The sequence below is a fragment of the Streptococcus sp. FDAARGOS_256 genome, assembly GCF_002289235.2.
Lineage (GTDB): Bacteria > Bacillota > Bacilli > Lactobacillales > Streptococcaceae > Streptococcus.
Genome location: NZ_NTGM02000001.1, coordinates 843922 through 863312, shown reverse-complemented (window position 1 = coordinate 863312; position 19391 = coordinate 843922). Strand labels below are relative to the sequence as shown.

At 42.0% G+C, this 19391-nt stretch carries 18 protein-coding genes; 11 read left to right on the top strand and 7 right to left on the bottom strand.

The window, feature by feature from the left end:
- Positions 1 to 4 precede the first annotated feature (4 nt).
- Positions 5 to 910 carry a DMT family transporter gene (locus A6J84_RS04450; RefSeq protein WP_095726135.1) on the top strand — a complete coding sequence of 302 codons (906 nt, stop codon included), beginning with the start codon at positions 5 to 7 and terminating at the stop codon, positions 908 to 910.
- A 44-nt stretch (positions 911 to 954) separates the two neighbouring features.
- Here A6J84_RS04450 and A6J84_RS04445 read toward each other — a convergent pair whose 3' ends face one another.
- Together A6J84_RS04445 and rsmG are read right to left on the bottom strand one after the other, a co-directional pair.
- The gene (locus A6J84_RS04445; RefSeq protein WP_049506041.1) at positions 955 to 2238 is read right to left on the bottom strand and encodes a uracil-xanthine permease family protein; all 1284 of its coding nucleotides are present in this window, start codon (positions 2236 to 2238) and stop codon (positions 955 to 957) included.
- Between the two features lie 320 nt (positions 2239 to 2558).
- Entirely contained in the window at positions 2559 to 3272 is a 714-nt protein-coding gene (rsmG, locus tag A6J84_RS04440; RefSeq protein WP_095726134.1) for a 16S rRNA (guanine(527)-N(7))-methyltransferase RsmG, read from the bottom strand.
- Positions 3273 to 3365: 93 nt separating this feature from the next.
- Between rsmG and A6J84_RS04435 the strand changes: the two genes are divergently transcribed.
- The gene (locus tag A6J84_RS04435) at positions 3366 to 3926 is read left to right on the top strand and encodes a LemA family protein (RefSeq protein WP_049479068.1); all 561 of its coding nucleotides are present in this window, start codon (positions 3366 to 3368) and stop codon (positions 3924 to 3926) included.
- Position 3927: 1 nt separating this feature from the next.
- A complete protein-coding gene (htpX, locus tag A6J84_RS04430; protein WP_095726133.1) occupies positions 3928 to 4827 on the top strand; it encodes a zinc metalloprotease HtpX in 900 nt (299 codons plus the stop codon).
- A gap of 44 nt (positions 4828 to 4871) precedes the next feature.
- Here the strand turns inward: htpX and A6J84_RS04425 are convergent, their stop codons facing one another.
- Positions 4872 to 6431 (bottom strand): ATP-binding cassette domain-containing protein, encoded by a 1560-nt coding sequence (locus A6J84_RS04425; RefSeq protein ID WP_095726132.1) that lies wholly within the window; start codon positions 6429 to 6431, stop codon positions 4872 to 4874.
- 332 nt (positions 6432 to 6763) lie between these two features.
- Complete coding sequence (locus tag A6J84_RS04420) at positions 6764 to 7093, bottom strand: hypothetical protein (RefSeq protein WP_000389552.1); 330 nt, start codon at positions 7091 to 7093, stop codon at positions 6764 to 6766.
- Positions 7094 to 7261: 168 nt separating this feature from the next.
- Between A6J84_RS04420 and A6J84_RS04415 the strand changes: the two genes are divergently transcribed.
- The 7 genes from A6J84_RS04415 to A6J84_RS04385 all read left to right on the top strand — a co-directional run bounded on the left by A6J84_RS04415 (position 7262) and on the right by A6J84_RS04385 (position 16414).
- Positions 7262 to 7804, top strand: coding sequence for a YceD family protein (locus A6J84_RS04415; protein ID WP_084973899.1), 543 nt, complete (start codon positions 7262 to 7264; stop codon positions 7802 to 7804).
- Positions 7805 to 8434, top strand: a complete 630-nt coding sequence (gene nth, locus A6J84_RS04410; protein WP_042767713.1) for an endonuclease III — start codon at positions 7805 to 7807, stop codon at positions 8432 to 8434.
- A 210-nt stretch (positions 8435 to 8644) separates the two neighbouring features.
- On the top strand, positions 8645 to 9166 hold the full coding sequence (pyrR, locus tag A6J84_RS04405) for a bifunctional pyr operon transcriptional regulator/uracil phosphoribosyltransferase PyrR (protein WP_000850018.1): 522 nt from the start codon (positions 8645 to 8647) through the stop codon (positions 9164 to 9166).
- An 18-nt stretch (positions 9167 to 9184) separates the two neighbouring features.
- Positions 9185 to 10108, top strand: coding sequence for an aspartate carbamoyltransferase catalytic subunit (locus tag A6J84_RS04400; RefSeq protein WP_095726131.1), 924 nt, complete (start codon positions 9185 to 9187; stop codon positions 10106 to 10108).
- 49 nt (positions 10109 to 10157) lie between these two features.
- Positions 10158 to 11237, top strand: a complete 1080-nt coding sequence (locus A6J84_RS04395; RefSeq protein WP_000166849.1) for a carbamoyl phosphate synthase small subunit — start codon at positions 10158 to 10160, stop codon at positions 11235 to 11237.
- A gap of 448 nt (positions 11238 to 11685) precedes the next feature.
- On the top strand, positions 11686 to 14862 hold the full coding sequence (gene carB / locus A6J84_RS04390; RefSeq protein ID WP_095726130.1) for a carbamoyl-phosphate synthase large subunit: 3177 nt from the start codon (positions 11686 to 11688) through the stop codon (positions 14860 to 14862).
- 217 nt (positions 14863 to 15079) lie between these two features.
- Positions 15080 to 16414: an Nramp family divalent metal transporter gene (locus A6J84_RS04385; RefSeq protein ID WP_095726129.1), complete on the top strand. Its 1335-nt coding sequence runs from the start codon at positions 15080 to 15082 to the stop codon at positions 16412 to 16414.
- 112 nt (positions 16415 to 16526) lie between these two features.
- On the opposite strand, the gene A6J84_RS04380 is transcribed toward A6J84_RS04385, so the two are convergent.
- The 3 genes from A6J84_RS04380 to A6J84_RS04370 all read right to left on the bottom strand — a co-directional run bounded on the left by A6J84_RS04380 (position 16527) and on the right by A6J84_RS04370 (position 18836).
- Positions 16527 to 16769, bottom strand: a complete 243-nt coding sequence (locus A6J84_RS04380; protein ID WP_000710762.1) for a type B 50S ribosomal protein L31 — start codon at positions 16767 to 16769, stop codon at positions 16527 to 16529.
- A 163-nt stretch (positions 16770 to 16932) separates the two neighbouring features.
- Positions 16933 to 17784, bottom strand: a complete 852-nt coding sequence (locus A6J84_RS04375; RefSeq protein ID WP_095726128.1) for a lantibiotic ABC transporter permease — start codon at positions 17782 to 17784, stop codon at positions 16933 to 16935.
- Positions 17785 to 17891: 107 nt separating this feature from the next.
- Positions 17892 to 18836, bottom strand: coding sequence for a DHH family phosphoesterase (locus tag A6J84_RS04370; RefSeq protein WP_095726127.1), 945 nt, complete (start codon positions 18834 to 18836; stop codon positions 17892 to 17894).
- A 103-nt stretch (positions 18837 to 18939) separates the two neighbouring features.
- On the opposite strand from A6J84_RS04370, the gene A6J84_RS04365 reads away from it, so the two are divergent.
- Positions 18940 to 19383: a flavodoxin gene (locus A6J84_RS04365; RefSeq protein WP_001162125.1), complete on the top strand. Its 444-nt coding sequence runs from the start codon at positions 18940 to 18942 to the stop codon at positions 19381 to 19383.
- Positions 19384 to 19391 lie beyond the last annotated feature (8 nt).

Sequence of the window (19391 nt, the reverse complement as noted above, 5' to 3'; positions counted from 1 at the left end):
AAGTATGTCAAAAACCGTAAAAGGAACTCTGTATACAGTAGTGGCAGGGATTGCTTGGGGCTTTTCTGGAACCAGTGGCCAATACCTAATGGCACACGGGATTTCTGCTTTAGTCTTGACCAATTTGCGGCTTATCATTGCAGGCTTGGCACTGGTAGCCTTATCATATATGACTTCAAAGGATAAACTCTATGCTTTTTTAAAAGACAGAAAAAGTCTACTATCTCTTTTGCTATTTGCCCTGTTTGGACTTTTCTTAAACCAGTTTGCCTATCTTTCTGCCATTCAGGAAACCAATGCTGGAACGGCGACAGTTCTCCAGTATGTATGCCCCGTTGGGATCTTGGTTTATACCTGTATCAAGGACAAGGTGGCGCCTACTCTGGCTGAGATTATTTCGATTGGTTTAGCAATTGGAGGAACGTTTCTTATCGCGACGCATGGGAAAGTTGACCAGTTGTCTGTCACACCTGCTGGACTTTTCTGGGGCCTCTTTTCTGCCCTAACCTATGCCCTCTATATCATCCTTCCCATCGTTTTGATTAAGAAGTGGGGCAGTATTTTGGTGATTGGTGTTGGGATGGTTATTTCTGGTATAGTGGCTATTCCCTTCACAGGAGTTTTGCAAGCCAGCATACCAACCAGCTTAGATTTTCTCTTTGCATTTGCTGGGATTATCATCATCGGAACGGTCTTTACCTATACAGCTTTCCTAAAGGGAGCTAGTCTGATAGGCCCTGTTAAGTCTAGTTTATTGGCTTCCATAGAGCCAATTTCTGCCGTTTTCTTTGCCTTTCTGATTATAAAGGAACAGTTTTATGCGATTGATTTTGTCGGTATGTCTATGATTTTACTAGCCGTGACCATTATTTCATTGAAAGATTTACTGCTGGAAATAAAGAGTAAGTAATTAAAAAATCCACTCAATCGAGTGGATTTTGTGTGTATAGATGATTAGTCTTTATTTTCGTGTGGCAAAATCAAGTTCAAGATGATTCCTGTCATGGCTGATAGAGCAGTACCTGAAAGTGTAACTGGGCCAAGTTTGAGGATGGCTCCACCAAGTCCAAGTACTAACATGGCACTTGCGATGATGAGGTTACGCATTTGGCTGAAGTCAACGCGTTCCTTAATCAAAACTTTCAAACCATTGCTGGCGATAACCCCGTAGAGAAGGATGGACATGCCACCAAGCACAGCATTTGGAATGGTTGAAATCAAGGCAGTGAATTTACCTAGGAAGCTAAGAGCAATGGCGATAAAGGCCGCGTTACGGATAACAGAGACAGAAGCGATACGAGTCATCCCGATAACTCCTGTATTTTCTCCGTAGGTCGTATTGGCTGGTCCACCGAGGAAAGCAGATACAGATGTCGCAATACCGTCACCGAGAAGCGTACGGTGAAGTCCTGGTTCTTTCAGGAATTGACGGCCACAGATTTGGCTTAAAACTGTGTGGTCTCCGATGTGTTCTGAAATGGTTACAATAGCGATTGGTAAGATGGCGATTGTTTCAGGACCGAAGTACAAGTTGTACTCTTTAAAGGCTCCACCTGTACTAAATGGCAAGTAGAAACCAGGAATTTCAAACCAATTGGCTTGAAGAACTGGGGTAAAGTCAACCAAACCAAGCATCATAGCGAAGATATACCCACCGATGATGGCAAAGAGGAAAGGAATGATACGAAGGAAACCTTTTCCTTTTGTATTGATAAAGGCGGCAATCAAGAACGTCACGACAGCTACAAGAGCGTTCTTCCAGTTTCCGTCTGCTACAAGTCCAGCATTCGTTACAGCAGAACCAGCAAGACCAAGACCGATAACGATAATCATAGGTCCGATAATGATTGGTGGCAAGAGTTTATCAATCCATTTCGTACCTGCAAAACGAACACTTGCTGCTACAAGGACATAGACAAAACCAGTCAAGATTACCCCCGTTTGAGCAGCAGATACATCGCCCCCCATTTCTTTCATGGCTAGAGACATAGCTGTGATAAAGGCGAATGAAGAACCTAGATAAACTGGAACCTTAAAGCCAGTAGAAATCATGTAGATAAGTGTTCCAATACCGGATGCGAAGAGAGCAACCGATACGGGCATTCCCAAAATTAAGGGAACGAGAATGGTTGCACCAAACATGGCAAATACGTGCTGGAAGCTTAGAAGAATACCTTTACCAGCAGAAGGACGTTGATCAACGTCTAGTAACAAGTCAACAGTTGATTCCTGTTTCATAAAAACCTCACTTTTGGGCACCAAAAAAGAGCCCATTATTTTGCAGCAATAGGCCCTCAGAGTAAGACTTTTTAAAAAATAGCTATCTTTTAAAAATTTATATAAATCTGCGCCTTCGTCACCTCACAGGATGACATTAAAAACCTTTGCTTAGGATAGTATAGCAGAAAAAATTCGTTTTGTAAACGAATTTTTCCCGAGCCCGGAAATGCGAGAGCGAGGTTCGTTTTGTAAACGAATTTTCCCCGAGCCTAAAAATAAGAAAGCGAGGTTGATTTTGTAAATTGTTTTCTGAACTTTAAACAAGGGCGCACTATTGTTTAAAGTGGGCGTTTGTTGGGCATGCCAGCCTTTCTTGGGTACTTGTTAGGTGTTTCCTTTTTCTTTTCGACCACAGTGATGTAGCGCGGATCTCCATTTGGTAGGGCGTAGCTGAGGTTTTCCTCTACCTTACTAAAGAGGAGGTTGAGGGCATTCTTGGCTTCTAGCAATTCCTCAGGAGCATTGCTGGCCTTGAGTGCCAATAGTTTGCCACCGACTTTAAGATAGGGAATGGTCAGCTCAGACAAAACCTGCATACGGGCAACCGCACGAGCCGTCACCACATCAAACTGGGCACGGAAGTTCTTGTCTTGGGCAAAGTCTTCTGCCCGTCCATGGTAGAAGTGAACACCATCCAAATCCAACTCCTGAGCTAAAAGCTGAAGGAAGTTAATGCGCTTATTGAGCGAATCAATGATGATCACATCTAACTGAGGATAGAGGATTTTCATGGGTAGACTAGGAAATCCTGCCCCAGCCCCGATATCAAGAAGTTTGATAGTTTCATTTGAAATCAAGCCTTGCAGAATAGGTGCAATCGAATCATAAAAATGTTTGAGATAAACCTCTTCCTTGTCTGTAATAGCGGTCAGGTTAATCTTTTCATTCCACTCGACCAAGAGTTCAAAATACCGTTCAAATTGGTTCTTTTGCTGGTCCGAAAGTGGAAGATTTTGCTCAGCTAGTAGGCTGTAAAATGTTTCTGGTTTCATAGTAGTTTCCTTCTCTAGTATCATCTTATTTTACCATATTCATTAAAATTTTGATATACTGGTAGTAATCTAAAAGCAGAAAGGAATAAGATTATGACTTGGATTATTCTTGGAGTTTTGGCTCTGATTGTTATTTTTGTGATTGTTAGCTATAACGGTTTGGTTAAAAATCGTATGCAGACCAAGGAGGCTTGGAGCCAGATCGATGTTCAGTTGAAGCGTCGTAATGATCTCCTCCCAAACTTGATTGAAACAGTCAAAGGCTATGCGAAATATGAAGGTTCTACTTTGGAAAAAGTAACAGAACTTCGTAGACAAGTAGCCACAGCAACTTCACCGGCAGAAGCTATGAAGGCCAGTGATGCCCTTACCCGCCAGATTTCTGGTATCTTTGCAGTAGCAGAGAATTACCCAGACTTGAAAGCTAGTGCTAATTTTATCAAATTGCAAGAAGAGTTGACCAATACAGAAAATAAAATTTCTTACTCACGCCAACTCTACAACAGTGTTGTCAGCAACTACAATGTAAAACTTGAAAGCTTCCCAAGTAACATCATCGCAGGACTATTTGGCTTTAAAGCTGCAGACTTCCTTCAAACACCTGAAGAGGAAAAGGCAGTTCCTAAAGTTGACTTTAGCGGTTTAGGTGACTAAGATGTTGTTTGATCAAATTGCGAGCAATAAACGAAAAACTTGGATTTTGTTGTTGGTTTTCTTCCTACTCTTGGCCTTGGTTGGTTATGCTGTTGGCTATCTCTTTATGCGTTCAGGTCTTGGGGGCATGATTATTGCCTTGATCATTGGTCTTATCTACGCTCTGACCATGATCTTTCAATCGACAGAGATTGTCATGTCTATGAATGGGGCGCGTGAGGTTGATGAGCAAACAGCCCCAGACCTCTACCATGTAGTAGAAGATATGGCTATGGTCGCTCAGATTCCCATGCCACGTGTTTTCATCATTGAGGATTCTTCTTTAAATGCCTTTGCGACAGGTTCGAATCCGCAGAATGCAGCTGTCGCAGCCACTTCGGGCCTTCTGGCTATCATGAATCGCGAGGAACTGGAAGCTGTTATGGGGCATGAGGTCAGTCATATTCGAAACTACGATATCCGCATTTCGACCATTGCTGTTGCCCTTGCCAGTGCCATTACCCTTCTGTCTAGTATGGCAGGACGGATGATGTGGTGGGGTGGCGCAGGTCGAAGACGGAGTGATAATGATCGTGATGGAAATGGTTTGGAGATTATCATGCTTGTCATCTCTCTCCTAGCAATTGTTTTGGCTCCCTTGGCAGCAACCTTGGTGCAACTTGCAATTTCCCGTCAGAGGGAATTTCTAGCGGATGCATCCAGTGTGGAACTGACTCGCAATCCTCAAGGGATGATCAATGCCTTGCGTAAGTTGGAGAATAGCGAGCCGATGCATCACCATGTTGACGATGCCAGCAGCGCTCTTTATATCAATGATCCTAAGAAAAGTGGCGGACTTCAAAAACTCTTTTATACCCACCCACCTATCTCAGAACGAATTGAACGTTTGAAACAGATGTAAAAAAATCCAGAGAAATCTCTCTGGATTTTTGCTATGTTCAACATTTATAAATCTTGTAAATCAACGACTTCCAAACCATTTTCTGTTAAACGATAGATACTCGTACAGACCTCTTTTAAGAAGCGTCTGTCATGCGAAACAGTGATGAGACCGCCGGGATAGGAGGCAAAGAGTTTTCTGATTTCGGGTTGAGAAGTGGGAGAAAAGTTTCGTGTGGGCTCATCCAGAAGGAGAAAGTTTGGTTTGCGCAACACTAAATCCAAAAGTAGGAGTTTACCTTGTTGCCCGCCAGATAGGGAGCGGATTTGGTGGTGCATCTCAGGATAGCTGAAATTGAGACTGGCTAAATGACATTGGATTTTCTGTAGTTCCTCTTTTTGTCCGGCTTGGCTGAGATAGGCTACTGGTGACATCTCCAATTGCAGTTTTTTATGGTAATCTTGTGGCATATAACCAAGTGAAATTTCTCTTTTGGCGCTTAGTAGTTGCTGCAACTTGGCTAACAGAGTTGATTTCCCAACACCATTTGGCCCGATGATACCGATTTTATCTTGGCCACGGACAGTGAGTTGTATCCCCTGAACTAAAATGCGCTCGCCAATGGATAAATTTTCTTTTTCCAGTTGGATTAAGACTTTAGAAGCCGGTAATGGTTGGATGTCTGAAAAGAAAAGTTGGATTTGTTCCTCGTCAAGTGGCTTTTGGGTCATGGACTGGGCTTCCTTTTCAAAGCGTTTTTCTTGAGAGAGTACATTTTTCATCTTTTTAGCCAATAGGCGCCCAACAACATCATTTTTAGTATTTCGCAAAGCATTTTCTACATTCTGCTTAACGCGACGATGTTTTCCCATGGTTTTATTATAGGCTCTCTGGTCGTTAGCAGCTTGCTGGCTTTGTCTGGCAAAATTAGCCTTTCTCTGCTCACTATAGCGATTATAGTCTAAATGCTCGACTAGCGTTTCTGCTTCTTTCCGATGCTTGACCAGTCGCAAGTGGACAATAGTATCTGCCGTCTGAGAAAGAAAGTCTTCATCATGGGAAATGAAAATAACGGTTTGCCTCATCTTCTGTATCTGCATTTTTAGCCAATCAACCGTCTCAAGATCCAGGTCATTTGAAGGTTCATCTAAAAAAAGAATCTCAAGAGGTTTTGCTAACTCATGGATGAGCTGAATTTTCAATGCTTCGCCCCCTGAGAGGCTCCCAATCTTTTGGTCACTAGCGAAGCGATCACTATCAAAATGCAACTCCTCCGCCAAACGATAAAGAATGCTGTAGTCTAAATCAGCAGGATCCAAAAAGAAGTAGTCATGTAGAGTTCTTTTTTTCAGCTCCTCAGGTAACTTTTGAGGAATGTAGGCCAGTGACTGAAGGTCAGACTGGATGTCTCCCTTGATAGTGAAATCAGGCAATGCTTCCCCCATTAAAGCTCGCAGCAAAGTCGATTTACCATTTCCTTCTTCACCAATAATAGCAACCTTTTCCCCGTCTTGGATAGTCATGCTTAAGTCAGATACAAGGTCTCGTAAATCTTTGTTTTGCGTGATAGTTAGATGATTGATTTTTATCATATTGTTGCCCTTTCTAAAATGTCGATAGTGCATAACAAAAAGCTCTACTTTATCTAGTAGAGCCCAAAGTCACTGTCAAAACTCTATTATCCTCGTTGAAAAACTCGTCAAACTAGCTTGGAGCTGCCTAACCCAACCCAAGAGGAGCATAGCTTTCTAGTTTTTCGATTTTCAGTGAGGACAAGATACTAGAAAATCTAGTATAAAAAGAGCACACAAAAAAGAGACAAAAACAAGATCTACTAAATAAAGATTCTTTATTTGATAGACTTAGTTGTTCATGTCTCCCTTACCTCCGAGTATTAGTACCTCTATCCTATACCATTCAGGAAATTTTGTCAATAGAAAACAAGTAATTTCAAGCTCTAAAATCCGAAAACAGGTCCATAGAGAGTCAGTACGTGTTTGACATGTTCGTAGTGGAACTTGTCATAGTTTCGCCAAGCAGTGCGAGCTTGATTGTTTAGTTTTAGGCTCCCTAGTCCAATCAGAAGACTGGTACGTTGGTAAAATTTCTCAAGGTTGATTAAGATACTGTTGTCCAGCTTTTCTGCTTTTTTTAGTTCCTTAAGAGTGGTGTTCAGCAGCTCTTGTAGTCGAAGATCATCGGCTGTTCCTTGTTTGCAGCTTTGGTAGCTTTTATTTAACTCGGAAAGGAGTTGATAAGCTTCGGTGATGAGTGCTTTGTCTTCCATATGAGCATCCTCCTTGCTCTGATCTATTCTTGCCTATAGTATAGCACTAATAGGAAGGTTTGTCATAGTAAATATGTTAAAAAATGAGATTTTAATATCAAAGTTTGGAAAGCTGACTTATAGCCTTTTCATGGTATAATCAAGTGAGTACATCTTTATGGAGGAAATATGAAGTTAAACATTCAAGAAATTCGTAAGCAACCTGAAGGCCTACACTTTGAACAAACTTTAGACCTTGTCGCAGACTTGCGTAAACGGAATCAAGAAATTTTAGATGTCAAAGATATCCTTGCAGTGGGGAAGGTGCAGTACGAAGACCGTCTGTATTTCTTAGACTATCAGTTGTCATATACCATTGTCCTTGCTTCCAGCCGCAGTATGGAGCCAGTTGAGTTGGCTGAGTCTTATCCAGTCACAGAGGTCTTCATGGAAGGAGCGACCAACCAACTGGACCAGGAGGTTCTTGATGATGACTTGGTCTTGCCTATCGAAAATGGGGAAATCGACCTTGCTGAGAGCGTAGCAGATAATATTCTGCTCAATATCCCTATCAAAGTCTTGACGGCAGAAGAAGAGGCGGGCCAAGGTTTTGTGTCAGGAAATGACTGGCAAATCATGACTGAAGATGAATACCAAGCTCAACAAGCAGTCAAAAAAGAAGAAAACAGTCCATTTGCTGGCTTGCAAGGACTGTTTGATGGAGACGAGTAGATGGTTTTATCCAAGAAACGTGCCCGTCATGTCATAGAGGAAATTATTGCCCTTTTTCCAGATGCTAAGCCTAGTCTTGATTTTACCAATCATTTTGAACTCTTGGTTGCGGTGATGTTGTCAGCCCAGACCACAGATGCAGCGGTAAACAAGGCCACACCAGGTCTCTTTGCTGCTTTTCCAACGCCACAAGCCATGTCTGTAGCGACAGAGAGTGAAATTGCTTCACACATTTCTCGCCTGGGACTGTATCGAAATAAGGCTAAATTCCTTAAAAAATGTGCCCAACAGTTACTAGAGGATTTTGATGGTCAAGTGCCTCAGACTCGAGAGGAATTAGAAAGTCTAGCAGGTGTTGGTCGTAAGACAGCCAATGTTGTCATGAGTGTGGGCTTTGGGATCCCAGCCTTTGCAGTGGATACTCATGTGGAGCGTATCTGTAAGCATCACGATATCGTTAAAAAATCAGCTACGCCACTTGAAGTAGAGAAACGTGTTATGGATGTCTTGCCACCAGAAGAATGGTTAGCAGCTCACCAGGCCATGATTTACTTTGGACGAGCTATCTGTCATCCTAAAAATCCAGAATGTGACCACTATCCCCAGTTATATGATTTTAGTAATGTTTAAGGGGACTCTGAAAAAGTTTTTGCTTGATTTTAAGGGTGCTTTGTGCTATAGTAAATGATAACTAAATAGTCCTTTAAACCTGTCCCGTGAGGCAGGCAAGGAGCGCGATAAAGTAGAAGGGTGAAGTCTATACTGTTTATAGTAGGGCTCGCTTGGCTATACATTTCAAGTCTCCTTGTAGAAGGAGACTTTTCTTTTTGGAGGTTTGTCATGAAGACAAAAGAAGTTGTAGACGAATTGACTGTCAAACGAGCGATTACGCGAATTACTTATGAGATTATTGAGCGCAATAAAGATTTGAATAAAATTATCCTAGCTGGGATAAAAACGCGTGGTGTTTTCATCGCTCATCGTATCAAAGAACGCTTGGAGCAGTTGGAAAACATCACTGTTCCTGTTGTGGAATTGGACACCAAGCCTTTCCGTGATGATGTTAAAAGCGGAGAAGATACTTCTTTGATTTCTGTTGATGTGACAGACCGTGAAGTTATCTTGGTGGATGATGTACTCTATACAGGCCGTACTATCCGTGCTGCTATTGATAATATTGTTGGACATGGTCGTCCTGCGCGCGTGAGTTTAGCGGTGTTAGTTGATCGTGGACATAGAGAATTGCCTATCCGTCCAGATTACGTTGGGAAAAATATTCCAACTAGTCGTTCTGAAGAAATCATCGTAGAGATGACAGAACTTGATGGCCAAGACAGAGTTCTGATTACTGAAGAAGCTTAGAAAGCTGAAGGAGTAGCCATGTCAGAAAATCAACAAGCATTGAACCATGTGGTTTCTATGGAAGACCTTACAGTTGATCAAGTGATGAAATTGATCAAACGAGGAATCGAGTTTAAAAACGGAGCCCAACTTCCTTACGAGAACAAATCTATCGTATCGAATCTCTTCTTTGAGGATTCTACACGGACACATAAGTCCTTTGAAGTGGCAGAGATTAAGCTGGGGCTGGAACGACTTGACTTTGATGTGAAGACTAGTTCGGTCAATAAGGGTGAGACACTGTATGATACCATCTTGACACTATCTGCTCTAGGAGTGGATGTCTGTGTGATTCGCCACCCAGAGGTTGACTATTACAGAGAGTTGATTGCGAGTCCGTCGATTACAACTTCTATTATCAATGGTGGTGATGGTTCGGGACAACATCCTAGCCAGAGCTTGCTTGATTTGATGACTATTTATGAGGAATTTGGCCACTTTGAGGGTCTCAAGGTTGCTATTGCAGGCGACTTGGACCACTCACGCGTTGCCAAATCCAATATGCAGATTTTGAAACGCTTGGGAGCTGAACTGTTCTTTGCAGGACCTGAGGAATGGAGAAGTCAAGAGTTTGCGGACTATGGACAGTTTGTAACTATTGATGAGATTGTTGATCGGGTGGATGTTTTGATGTTACTCCGCGTTCAACATGAACGCCATGATAGTGGAGCCGTTTTTTCAAAAGAAGATTACCATGCTCAACACGGTTTGAACCAAGAACGCTATAATCGCTTAAAAGAAACAGCAATCATAATGCATCCTGCTCCAGTTAATCGAGATGTGGAAATTGCTGACCACTTGGTTGAAGCATCAAAATCACGCATTGTCCAACAAATGACCAACGGTGTCTTTGTTCGAATGGCAATCTTAGAATCCGTACTGGCGAGTAGAAACGCCAACTAAAACACAAGACGTTAAAAGACGCCAGTGAGCGTCCACGAGAGGTGAAAATATGACAAAAAGACTTCTAGTATTAGAAGATGGCACAGTTTTTGAAGGCAAGGCCTTCGGAGCAGATATAGATGTAACAGGCGAAATCGTCTTTAATACAGGGATGACAGGCTATCAAGAATCCATTACTGACCAGTCTTATAATGGGCAAATCTTGACCTTTACCTATCCTTTGGTAGGAAATTATGGCATTAATCGTGATGATTACGAATCCATCATTCCAACTTGTAAGGGAGTTGTCGTTTTCGAAGAAGCGCGTCGAGCTAGCAACTGGCGCAACCAAATGACCTTGGATGAATTTTTGAAAGCTAAGAAAATTCCAGGTATTTCAGGGATTGATACGCGTGCACTTACCAAGATTATCCGTAAGCATGGTACCATGCGTGCAACCTTGACTCACGTTGGGGACAGTATGGACCATGTGACGGACCAGCTCCAAGCAACAGTCTTGCCGACAGACAATATCAAACAAGTTTCTACTAAAACTTCCTATCCAGCTCCAGGAGTTGGTTTGAGCGTGGTCTTAGTAGACTTTGGGCTCAAGCACTCAATTCTACGTGAACTTTCTAAGCGCAACTGTAACGTTACGGTTGTTCCGTATTCAACAACGGCAGAAGAAATTCTCCACCTCAATCCTGATGGAGTTATGTTATCAAATGGTCCAGGTAACCCAGAAGATGTTCCAGAAGCACTGGACATGATTCGTGGTGTGCAAGGAAAAATCCCAATCTTCGGAATTTGTATGGGGCACCAACTCTTTGCTATGGCAAACGGGGCTAAGACCTACAAGATGAAATTTGGTCACCGTGGATTTAACCACGCGGTACGTGAGATTGCAACAGGACGTGTAGACTTTACCAGCCAAAACCATGGTTATGCAGTCAGCCGTGAGGACTTGCCAGAGCATTTGATCATCACCCACGAAGAAATCAATGACAAATCAGTTGAAGGAGTTCGCCACAGATACCAACCAGGTTTTTCTGTACAATTCCACCCAGATGCAGCTCCCGGTCCACACGACGCAAGCTACCTATTTGACGAGTTTATCGAGATGATGGAAGCTTTTAAACAAACAAACTAAGAACGAGTAAAAGCTCGTTAGAGAATTTATGTAACTGAACACGAACGGAAAGCTCGGAATTTAGAGAAACCAACCTGGATTGTCAATCCTTCCTTGGTTTCCTAAAATTCAATCGCTTTCTATTCGTCCTTTGTATCTTATTTAATGTCGCTCTGTGAGGCGACGAATAGAAAGGCAGGTCGTTTCTTTTAGTCGCTATTGGGCGAACTAAAAACTCCCTGCACTAGATTTTTTATCGAAAAATATCGTTTCTCTAAAAAATCGTCGGAGAATTTATTTAATGGCAACCCGAGAGTTGCCAAATAGAAAGGAGAAGGGTGGTCCGTATTTGCTGAACTGAATACGGGCTACGGACGGTGCTAAAAAGATAGTTATTCCTAGAACTGACAGTTCTTCGTCATAACTCCTATTTTAGCTTTGTCCGCTTGACGCCCTTAATATCTTATAAATGCCTAAACGTACTGATATTCAAAAAATTATGGTGATTGGTTCTGGTCCGATTATTATTGGTCAGGCTGCTGAGTTTGACTATGCGGGGACCCAGGCCTGCTTGTCTTTGAAAGAGGAAGGTTATGAAGTTGTCTTGGTGAACTCAAACCCTGCCACCATCATGACGGACAAGGAGATTGCGGACAAGGTCTACATCGAGCCAATCACACTTGAGTTTGTAACTCGTATTCTCCGTAAGGAACGTCCAGATGCTTTGCTTCCAACTCTTGGTGGTCAAACAGGGCTCAATATGGCCATGGAATTGTCTAAAAATGGCATTCTAGATGAATTGGGTGTCGAACTACTGGGAACTAAATTGTCTGCCATTGACCAAGCAGAGGACCGTGACCTCTTTAAACAATTGATGGAAGAGCTTGAGCAACCAATTCCAGAATCTGAAATTGTCAATACAGTTGAAGAAGCAGTTGCCTTTGCGGCATCAATCGGCTACCCTGTTATCGTTCGTCCAGCCTTTACCCTAGGTGGTACTGGTGGTGGTATGTGTGCCAACGAGGAAGAACTTCGTGAAATCGCTGAAAATGGGTTGAAACTGTCACCTGTTACCCAATGTTTGATTGAGCGTTCCATTGCAGGTTTCAAGGAAATCGAGTACGAAGTCATGCGCGATTCAGCTGATAATGCTTTGGTTGTTTGTAACATGGAAAACTTTGACCCAGTTGGAATTCACACAGGGGATTCTATCGTATTTGCACCTGCTCAAACCATGTCAGACTATGAAAACCAAATGCTTCGTGATGCCAGCTTGAGCATCATTCGCGCCCTCAAGATTGAAGGTGGATGTAACGTTCAGCTGGCCCTTGATCCGCATAGCTTCAAGTACTATGTTATCGAAGTAAACCCTCGTGTATCGCGTTCGTCAGCCCTTGCTTCTAAGGCGACGGGTTATCCGATTGCCAAATTGGCTGCCAAGATTGCCGTTGGTTTGACTCTGGATGAGGTCATCAACCCAGTTACAGGTTCAACTTATGCCATGTTTGAACCAGCTCTTGACTACGTCGTTGCTAAGATTCCACGTTTCCCATTTGACAAGTTTGAAAAAGGTGAGCGTCGTCTTGGAACTCAGATGAAAGCAACTGGAGAAGTCATGGCCATCGGTCGTAACATCGAGGAATCTCTTCTAAAAGCATGTCGTTCACTTGAAATTGGCGTTCACCACAATGAAATGCCTGAACTGGCAACCGTTTCTGATGATGCCTTGATTGAAAAGGTTGTCAAGGCTCAAGATGACCGTCTCTTCTACGTATCAGAAGCCATTCGCCGTGGTTACACACCAGAAGAAATTGCTGAATTGACAAAGATTGATATCTTCTATCTGGATAAACTCTTGCACATCTTTGAAATTGAGCAAGAATTAGGTGCCCATCCACAAGATCTAGAAGTCTTGAAAACAGCTAAACTCAATGGATTTTCAGACCGTAAGATTGCGGAACTCTGGAAAACGACAGCTGACCAAGTTCGCCAACTACGTTTGGAAAACAAGATTGTTCCAGTCTATAAGATGGTCGATACCTGTGCAGCGGAGTTTGACTCTGAAACACCATACTTCTATTCAACCTATGGTTGGGAAAATGAGTCTATCAAGTCTGATAAGGAATCTGTCCTTGTCCTAGGTTCAGGTCCAATCCGTATCGGTCAAGGGGTTGAATTCGACTATGCAACTGTTCACTCTGTTAAGGCGATTCAGGCTGCTGGCTACGAAGCCATCATCATGAACTCAAACCCAGAGACAGTTTCAACCGACTTCTCTGTATCTGATAAACTCTACTTTGAACCATTGACATTTGAAGATGTGATGAATGTCATTGATTTGGAACAACCAAAAGGAGTCATCATTCAGTTTGGTGGTCAAACAGCTATCAACCTTGCGGAGCCCTTGGCAAAAGCAGGTGTGACCATCCTTGGCACACAGGTTGCTGACCTAGACCGTGCCGAAGACCGTGACCTCTTCGAGCAAGCCCTTAAAGACTTGGATATTCCACAACCACCAGGCCAAACAGCGACTAATGAAGAAGAAGCTGTGCTTGCTGCTCGCAAGATTGGTTTCCCAGTCCTCGTTCGTCCATCTTATGTCTTGGGTGGACGTGCCATGGAAATCGTTGAAAACGAAGAAGATCTCCGTTCTTACATGCGTACCGCTGTTAAGGCCAGTCCAGACCACCCAGTCCTTGTTGACTCTTACATCGTTGGGCAAGAGTGTGAAGTTGATGCCATTTCAGATGGAAAAAATGTCCTCATCCCTGGTATCATGGAGCATATCGAACGTGCTGGTGTCCACTCAGGTGACTCAATGGCCGTTTACCCACCACAAACCTTGTCTCAAAAGGTGCAGGAAACCATCGCAGACTATACTAAACGCCTAGCAATCGGCCTCAACTGTCTTGGGATGATGAACATCCAGTTTGTCATCAAGGATGAAAAAGTCTATGTTATTGAGGTTAATCCACGTGCCAGCCGTACAGTGCCATTCCTTTCTAAGGTAACTAATATTCCTATGGCTCAGGTAGCGACTAAGCTCATTCTTGGTCAAAAACTTGGAGAACTTGGTTACCAAGATGGACTTTACCCTGAAAGTACTCGCGTTCATATCAAGGCTCCAGTCTTCTCCTTCACCAAGTTAGCTAAGGTAGATAGCTTGCTCGGTCCTGAAATGAAATCAACAGGTGAAGTCATGGGTTCTGATACAACTCTTGAAAAAGCTCTCTATAAAGCTTTTGAAGCTTCTTACTTACACTTGCCAACCTTTGGTAACGTTGTATTTACCATCGCTGATGATGCTAAAGAAGAAGCCTTGGACTTGGCTCGTCGTTTCCAAAATATCGGTTACGGTATCCTCGCGACAGAAGGAACTGCAGCCTTCTTTGCTAGCCATGGATTGCATGCTCAGCCTGTTGGTAAGATCGGTGACGATGAACAAGATATCCCAAGCTTTGTCCGCAAAGGGAAAATCCAAGCGATCATCAATACTGTCGGAACCAAACGAACTGCTGACGAAGATGGTGAGCAAATCCGTCGTTCAGCCATTGAACACGGTGTACCACTCTTTACAGCTCTAGATACAGCTAATGCCATGCTCAAGGTGCTAGAAAGCCGTAGTTTTGTCACAGAAGCGATCTAGTTGAGAAAGAATATTCACAGCTTTAAAGCCAGCGTCAAAAAACGCTGGCTTTTGCAATACAGATATTGCTTATTTGAACTATCATTCTTTCCTTAAGAATCATTCTAAATTGTGATATAATAAGGGAGAATTGGAAATAGGAAACTATTTTCATGATATTTTCAAAAAATCCCATTAAGAAAATAGGTAAAGACAGATTAGAAAGTGTAAAATTCCGATGTCTTCTTACAAAAAAGTCTCTCTTTCTGAGATCAACCAATCTATTGAAACTCCCAATAACAATCATTTTTGGCAAAATCTAAAAGCTTTTTTAGGACCTGGAGCCCTTGTAGCAGTTGGTTATATGGATCCTGGAAACTGGATTACCAGTGTGGTTGGTGGTGCTTCCTACAAATATAGTCTCTTATTTGTTATTTTGATTTCATCCATCATTGCTATGCAGTTACAACAGATGGCTGGGAAGCTCGGTATCGTAACTAAGATGGACCTAGCCCAGGCAACTGCACATCATGCTCCCAAGTGGCTTCGTTATAGTTTATGGGTGATTTTAGAATTAGCTTTAATGGCGACCGACTTAGCTGAGGTTCTAGGCTCAGCGATTGCCTTAAATCTTTTATTTAAAATACCGATTATGATTGCTATCCTTCTAACCGTTTTAGATGTATTTTTGTTACTTTTATTGATGAAATTTGGCTTCAAAAAAATTGAAGCCATTGTTACGACCCTTATTTTAACCATATTAGCCATCTTTACCTATCTGGTAGCTTTATCCAATCCAAGTATTCAGGGTATCTTTGGTGGTTATTTACCGACTTCAACTTTATTTGAAACACCGTTACCAGGTCATGAAAGCCAATTGACCCTGGCTCTAGGAATTGTAGGAGCGACAGTCATGCCCCATAATCTTTATCTTCATTCTTCCCTATCCCAAACAAGGAAAATCAATCACAAAGATAAGAAGGATGTTCGAAAAGCCGTGCGTTTTATGACCTGGGATTCAAATCTTCAGTTGTCCCTAGCCTTTATTGTCAATTCCTTGTTGCTCATTTTGGGTGCATCTCTCTTTTTTGGGCATGCATCTGAAATTTCAGCTTTTTCTCAAATGTACAATGCTTTACAGGATTCGACAATAGCAGGAGCGATAGCTAGTTCAACTCTATCAACTTTATTTGCCCTAGCCCTCTTAGCAAGTGGCCAGAATTCGACCATTACAGGTACTTTGACAGGACAGATTGTCATGGAAGGTTTCTTGCATCTGAAATTGCCTCAGTGGATAATCCGTATCGGTACCCGTATTTTTGCCTTGCTTCCTGTGATTATAGTCGCCGTCTTGTTTGGACATCAAGAAAAAACCTTGGATCAGTTATTGGTCTATTCACAGGTATTTCTGTCAATCGCTCTTCCGTTTTCAATCTTCCCCTTAATCTATCTGACCTCTAAGAAGTCACTGATGGGAGAATTCACCAATGCCAAGTGGAATACAATCCTAGGTTACGCAGTTTCAATCATCTTGACCATTCTCAATATCAAGCTTCTTTTCGATATTTTTTAACCTCGTTTGAAATCAATTATAGTGTCAGCGTGAAGGATGATACACAAAAAGTAGTAGTGATTGGTTCATAAAAAGAAGTAAAAAAGAACAGTGGTAACTGTTCTTTTTTTGATTATTTGAGACCGTATTTTTTGTTGAAACGATCCACGCGTCCATCTGCTTGAGTGAACTTTTGACGTCCAGTGTAGAATGGGTGTGAGTCTGATGAAATTTCCACACGGATCAATGGGTAAGTTTCGCCTTCGAACTCAACAGTTTCGTTAGAGCGTTTTGTTGAACCGCTAAGGAATTTGTAACCAGTAGTTGTGTCCATGAAGACAACTGGGCGATATTCTGGATGGATATCTTTTTTCATTTTGCAATATTTCCTTTCTGCCATGGTCTCTTTGCGAGCCATAGATTGTTACCATACTAGTCTATCAGATTCTGATAAGTTTGGCAAGTCTTTTCCCTGATTTTATTAAAAATCTTGATAAAAAATCACTCCAGTGTTTACTGGAGTGAGGGTAGAAGAATGATTAGTTCTCTTGATTTAGAGCTTTTTCTTCTTGTTCATTTTTTACTTCTGTTTCTTTTACTGGTTCTACGTTTTCTGCTGCTGATTCAGCTTCTTTTTCAGATTCAGTAGTTTCTGTTTCTGTTGATTCTGTTACAGTTTCAGCTTCAGCCTCTGTTTCTGTTGGTTCAGCTTCTGTTTTTGTTTCAGATTCAGTAGTTTCTTCTTTTACTGGTTCTGCGTTTTCTGCTACTGATTCAGCTTCTACATTAGCTGGTTCCTTAGCTTCCTCTTTTTGCTCGTTTTCCTCTTTAGCTGTCTCTGTTTTTTCAGCAGTAGTTTCTTCCTTTTTACGTTCTTGAGATTCTTTTTTGATTTCTTCGACTGCAGTTTTAACGGTAGAGCTTGTTACACGTCCGACAGTTTGAGCAAAATCTTTACCAGACTCAGCTAATTCAGTAAATGATTCTTTGGTAATTTTACCACCTGACATTGCCAAGAGACCAGTTACAACTAGTGCAATGCTAGCAAGAAGAGCTAAAATCAAACCAAAGCCGATTGAAATGCCATATCCACCAAAGTTAGACATGTACTTATTTACATTAAAGAGACTATTTAGTGTGACGAGAGTTGCAATTGCACCTGCAACAATGACACCAATTGAGAACCCTTTAGACATTGCTTTATTCATATTATTCAAGCAAGCAAGAACAATAGACACAATAGCTGCGATAATGACAAACCACCCATCTCCTTGGTAACCATTCACGCTATAGGATCCAAAAGAACCTGCATTTAAACTAGCCCATGGCAAAAGTGAACCAAGAATGGCTACTCCAGCAGAAATGAGAATATACAAACGATTTTTTTCCATTATTAAGTCTCCTTTTATTCAGTTTGATTTATTATACCATAAACTAAGGTACAAAGAAACCGTATATTTTAAGAATCTAGCATATAAAAGGCCAAGAAAATTCTTTCTTAGCCTTGGTGAATCTGTAGAGCCTCTTTCAGTTCTTTGTATATTTGTTCGTTTTCTTCTGGACTATAGGAATTGGCGCCACTGGCTAATGGATGCCCACCCCCGTCGTGTCGTTTGGCAATCTCATTGATAGGAGTGATTTTACTGCGCATTCGCACACGGAAGTGACCATCAGCTTGTTCAACAAAGATAGCCCAAGCCTTAACAGTATCAATTCGACCAGGTGCACCGACAATCGCTGCGGTTTCAGCGTCGGTAACATTGTACTGTTTCAAGATTTCTTGACTGAGAAGAACGCGAGCAGCTCCGTTTTCATCAACTTCTAGATGGTCGTAGATGTAGCCTTGAAGTTTTGCAATCTTGAAGCTCATGGTATCCATTTGACGAGACAGTCCAGCAAAGTCAAAATCAATTTCTCGGAGCTGGCCAGCTATTCTAAAGGTACGAGCACTAGTTGAAGGGTAGAGAAAACGCCCTGTGTCCCCGACAATTCCTGCATAGAGAAGTCGTGCCGCTTCACTAGATAAAGCTAGCTGATTTTCTTGAGCAAATAATGCAATCATTTCACTGGCACTGCTTGAACTTGTATCCACCCAAGATAGGTCACCATAGATATCATCGTTTGGATGGTGATCGATTTTGATGGTGAAATCAGCTTGTTCGTAGCGTTTATCATCGATACGAGGACGATTTGCTGTATCACAAATAATAGCAAGAGCTTCGTGGTAGTCACTGTCTTGGACAGTATCCATTTCCGCCATCCATGTTAGAGTTGGTTCGTTATAACCAACTACTTTGATGGTCTTTTCTGGAAAATGGTGAGTGAGAAGAGCTTTCAAACCTACCTGACTCCCTAAGGCATCAGGGTCTGGTTTCATATGACGGTGAATGATAATGGTATCGTATTCTTTGATTTTCTCTAAGATTTGCTGGCAAATTTCCATAAATAACCTCAATTCTTTCTCATTTCATTGTAGCACAAGAATTTTTATTTTTAAAATGAAAAAGATATGATATAATGGAGAAAGATAAATTGAGGAGGACGATATGGCATTAGCAAAAATTGTATTTGCCAGTATGACCGGTAATACCGAAGAAATTGCAGATATTGTAGCAGATAAATTGCGTGACTTGGGCTTGGATGTCGATGTTGATGAATGTACGACTGTTGACGCTTCAGACTTCTTGGAAGCGGATATCGCGATCGTTGCGACCTATACTTATGGCGATGGAGAATTGCCAGATGAGATGATGGACTTCTACGAAGACCTAGCTGATCTCAACTTGAATGGCAAAATCTACGGAGTAGTCGGTTCAGGAGATACCTTCTACGACGAATTCTGTAAGGCTGTTGATGACTTTGATCGTGTATTTGTAGCGACAGGAGCTGAAAAAGGTTCAGAGTGTGTTAAAGTAGACCTTTCTGCCGAAGAAGAAGACATCGAACGTTTGGAACAATTCGCAGAAGAATTGGCTGCAAAAGTAGGATAAGAATCAAA

Coding starts and splice junctions, on each gene's coding strand:
- A6J84_RS04415 (WP_084973899.1), top strand. CDS start 7,262: ATGAAGTTAAACATTCAAGAAATTCGTAAGCAACCTGAAGGCCTACAC.
- pyrR (WP_000850018.1), top strand. CDS start 8,645: ATGAAGACAAAAGAAGTTGTAGACGAATTGACTGTCAAACGAGCGATT.
- A6J84_RS04375 (WP_095726128.1), bottom strand. CDS start 17,784: ATGGAAAAAAATCGTTTGTATATTCTCATTTCTGCTGGAGTAGCCATT.
- carB (WP_095726130.1), top strand. CDS start 11,686: ATGCCTAAACGTACTGATATTCAAAAAATTATGGTGATTGGTTCTGGT.
- htpX (WP_095726133.1), top strand. CDS start 3,928: ATGTTGTTTGATCAAATTGCGAGCAATAAACGAAAAACTTGGATTTTG.
- A6J84_RS04365 (WP_001162125.1), top strand. CDS start 18,940: ATGGCATTAGCAAAAATTGTATTTGCCAGTATGACCGGTAATACCGAA.
- A6J84_RS04380 (WP_000710762.1), bottom strand. CDS start 16,769: ATGAAAAAAGATATCCATCCAGAATATCGCCCAGTTGTCTTCATGGAC.
- A6J84_RS04400 (WP_095726131.1), top strand. CDS start 9,185: ATGTCAGAAAATCAACAAGCATTGAACCATGTGGTTTCTATGGAAGAC.
- A6J84_RS04370 (WP_095726127.1), bottom strand. CDS start 18,836: ATGGAAATTTGCCAGCAAATCTTAGAGAAAATCAAAGAATACGATACC.
- A6J84_RS04450 (WP_095726135.1), top strand. CDS start 5: ATGTCAAAAACCGTAAAAGGAACTCTGTATACAGTAGTGGCAGGGATT.
- A6J84_RS04420 (WP_000389552.1), bottom strand. CDS start 7,093: ATGGAAGACAAAGCACTCATCACCGAAGCTTATCAACTCCTTTCCGAG.
- A6J84_RS04395 (WP_000166849.1), top strand. CDS start 10,158: ATGACAAAAAGACTTCTAGTATTAGAAGATGGCACAGTTTTTGAAGGC.
- nth (WP_042767713.1), top strand. CDS start 7,805: ATGGTTTTATCCAAGAAACGTGCCCGTCATGTCATAGAGGAAATTATT.
- A6J84_RS04385 (WP_095726129.1), top strand. CDS start 15,080: ATGTCTTCTTACAAAAAAGTCTCTCTTTCTGAGATCAACCAATCTATT.
- A6J84_RS04435 (WP_049479068.1), top strand. CDS start 3,366: ATGACTTGGATTATTCTTGGAGTTTTGGCTCTGATTGTTATTTTTGTG.
- A6J84_RS04425 (WP_095726132.1), bottom strand. CDS start 6,431: ATGCACTATCGACATTTTAGAAAGGGCAACAATATGATAAAAATCAAT.
- rsmG (WP_095726134.1), bottom strand. CDS start 3,272: ATGAAACCAGAAACATTTTACAGCCTACTAGCTGAGCAAAATCTTCCA.
- A6J84_RS04445 (WP_049506041.1), bottom strand. CDS start 2,238: ATGAAACAGGAATCAACTGTTGACTTGTTACTAGACGTTGATCAACGT.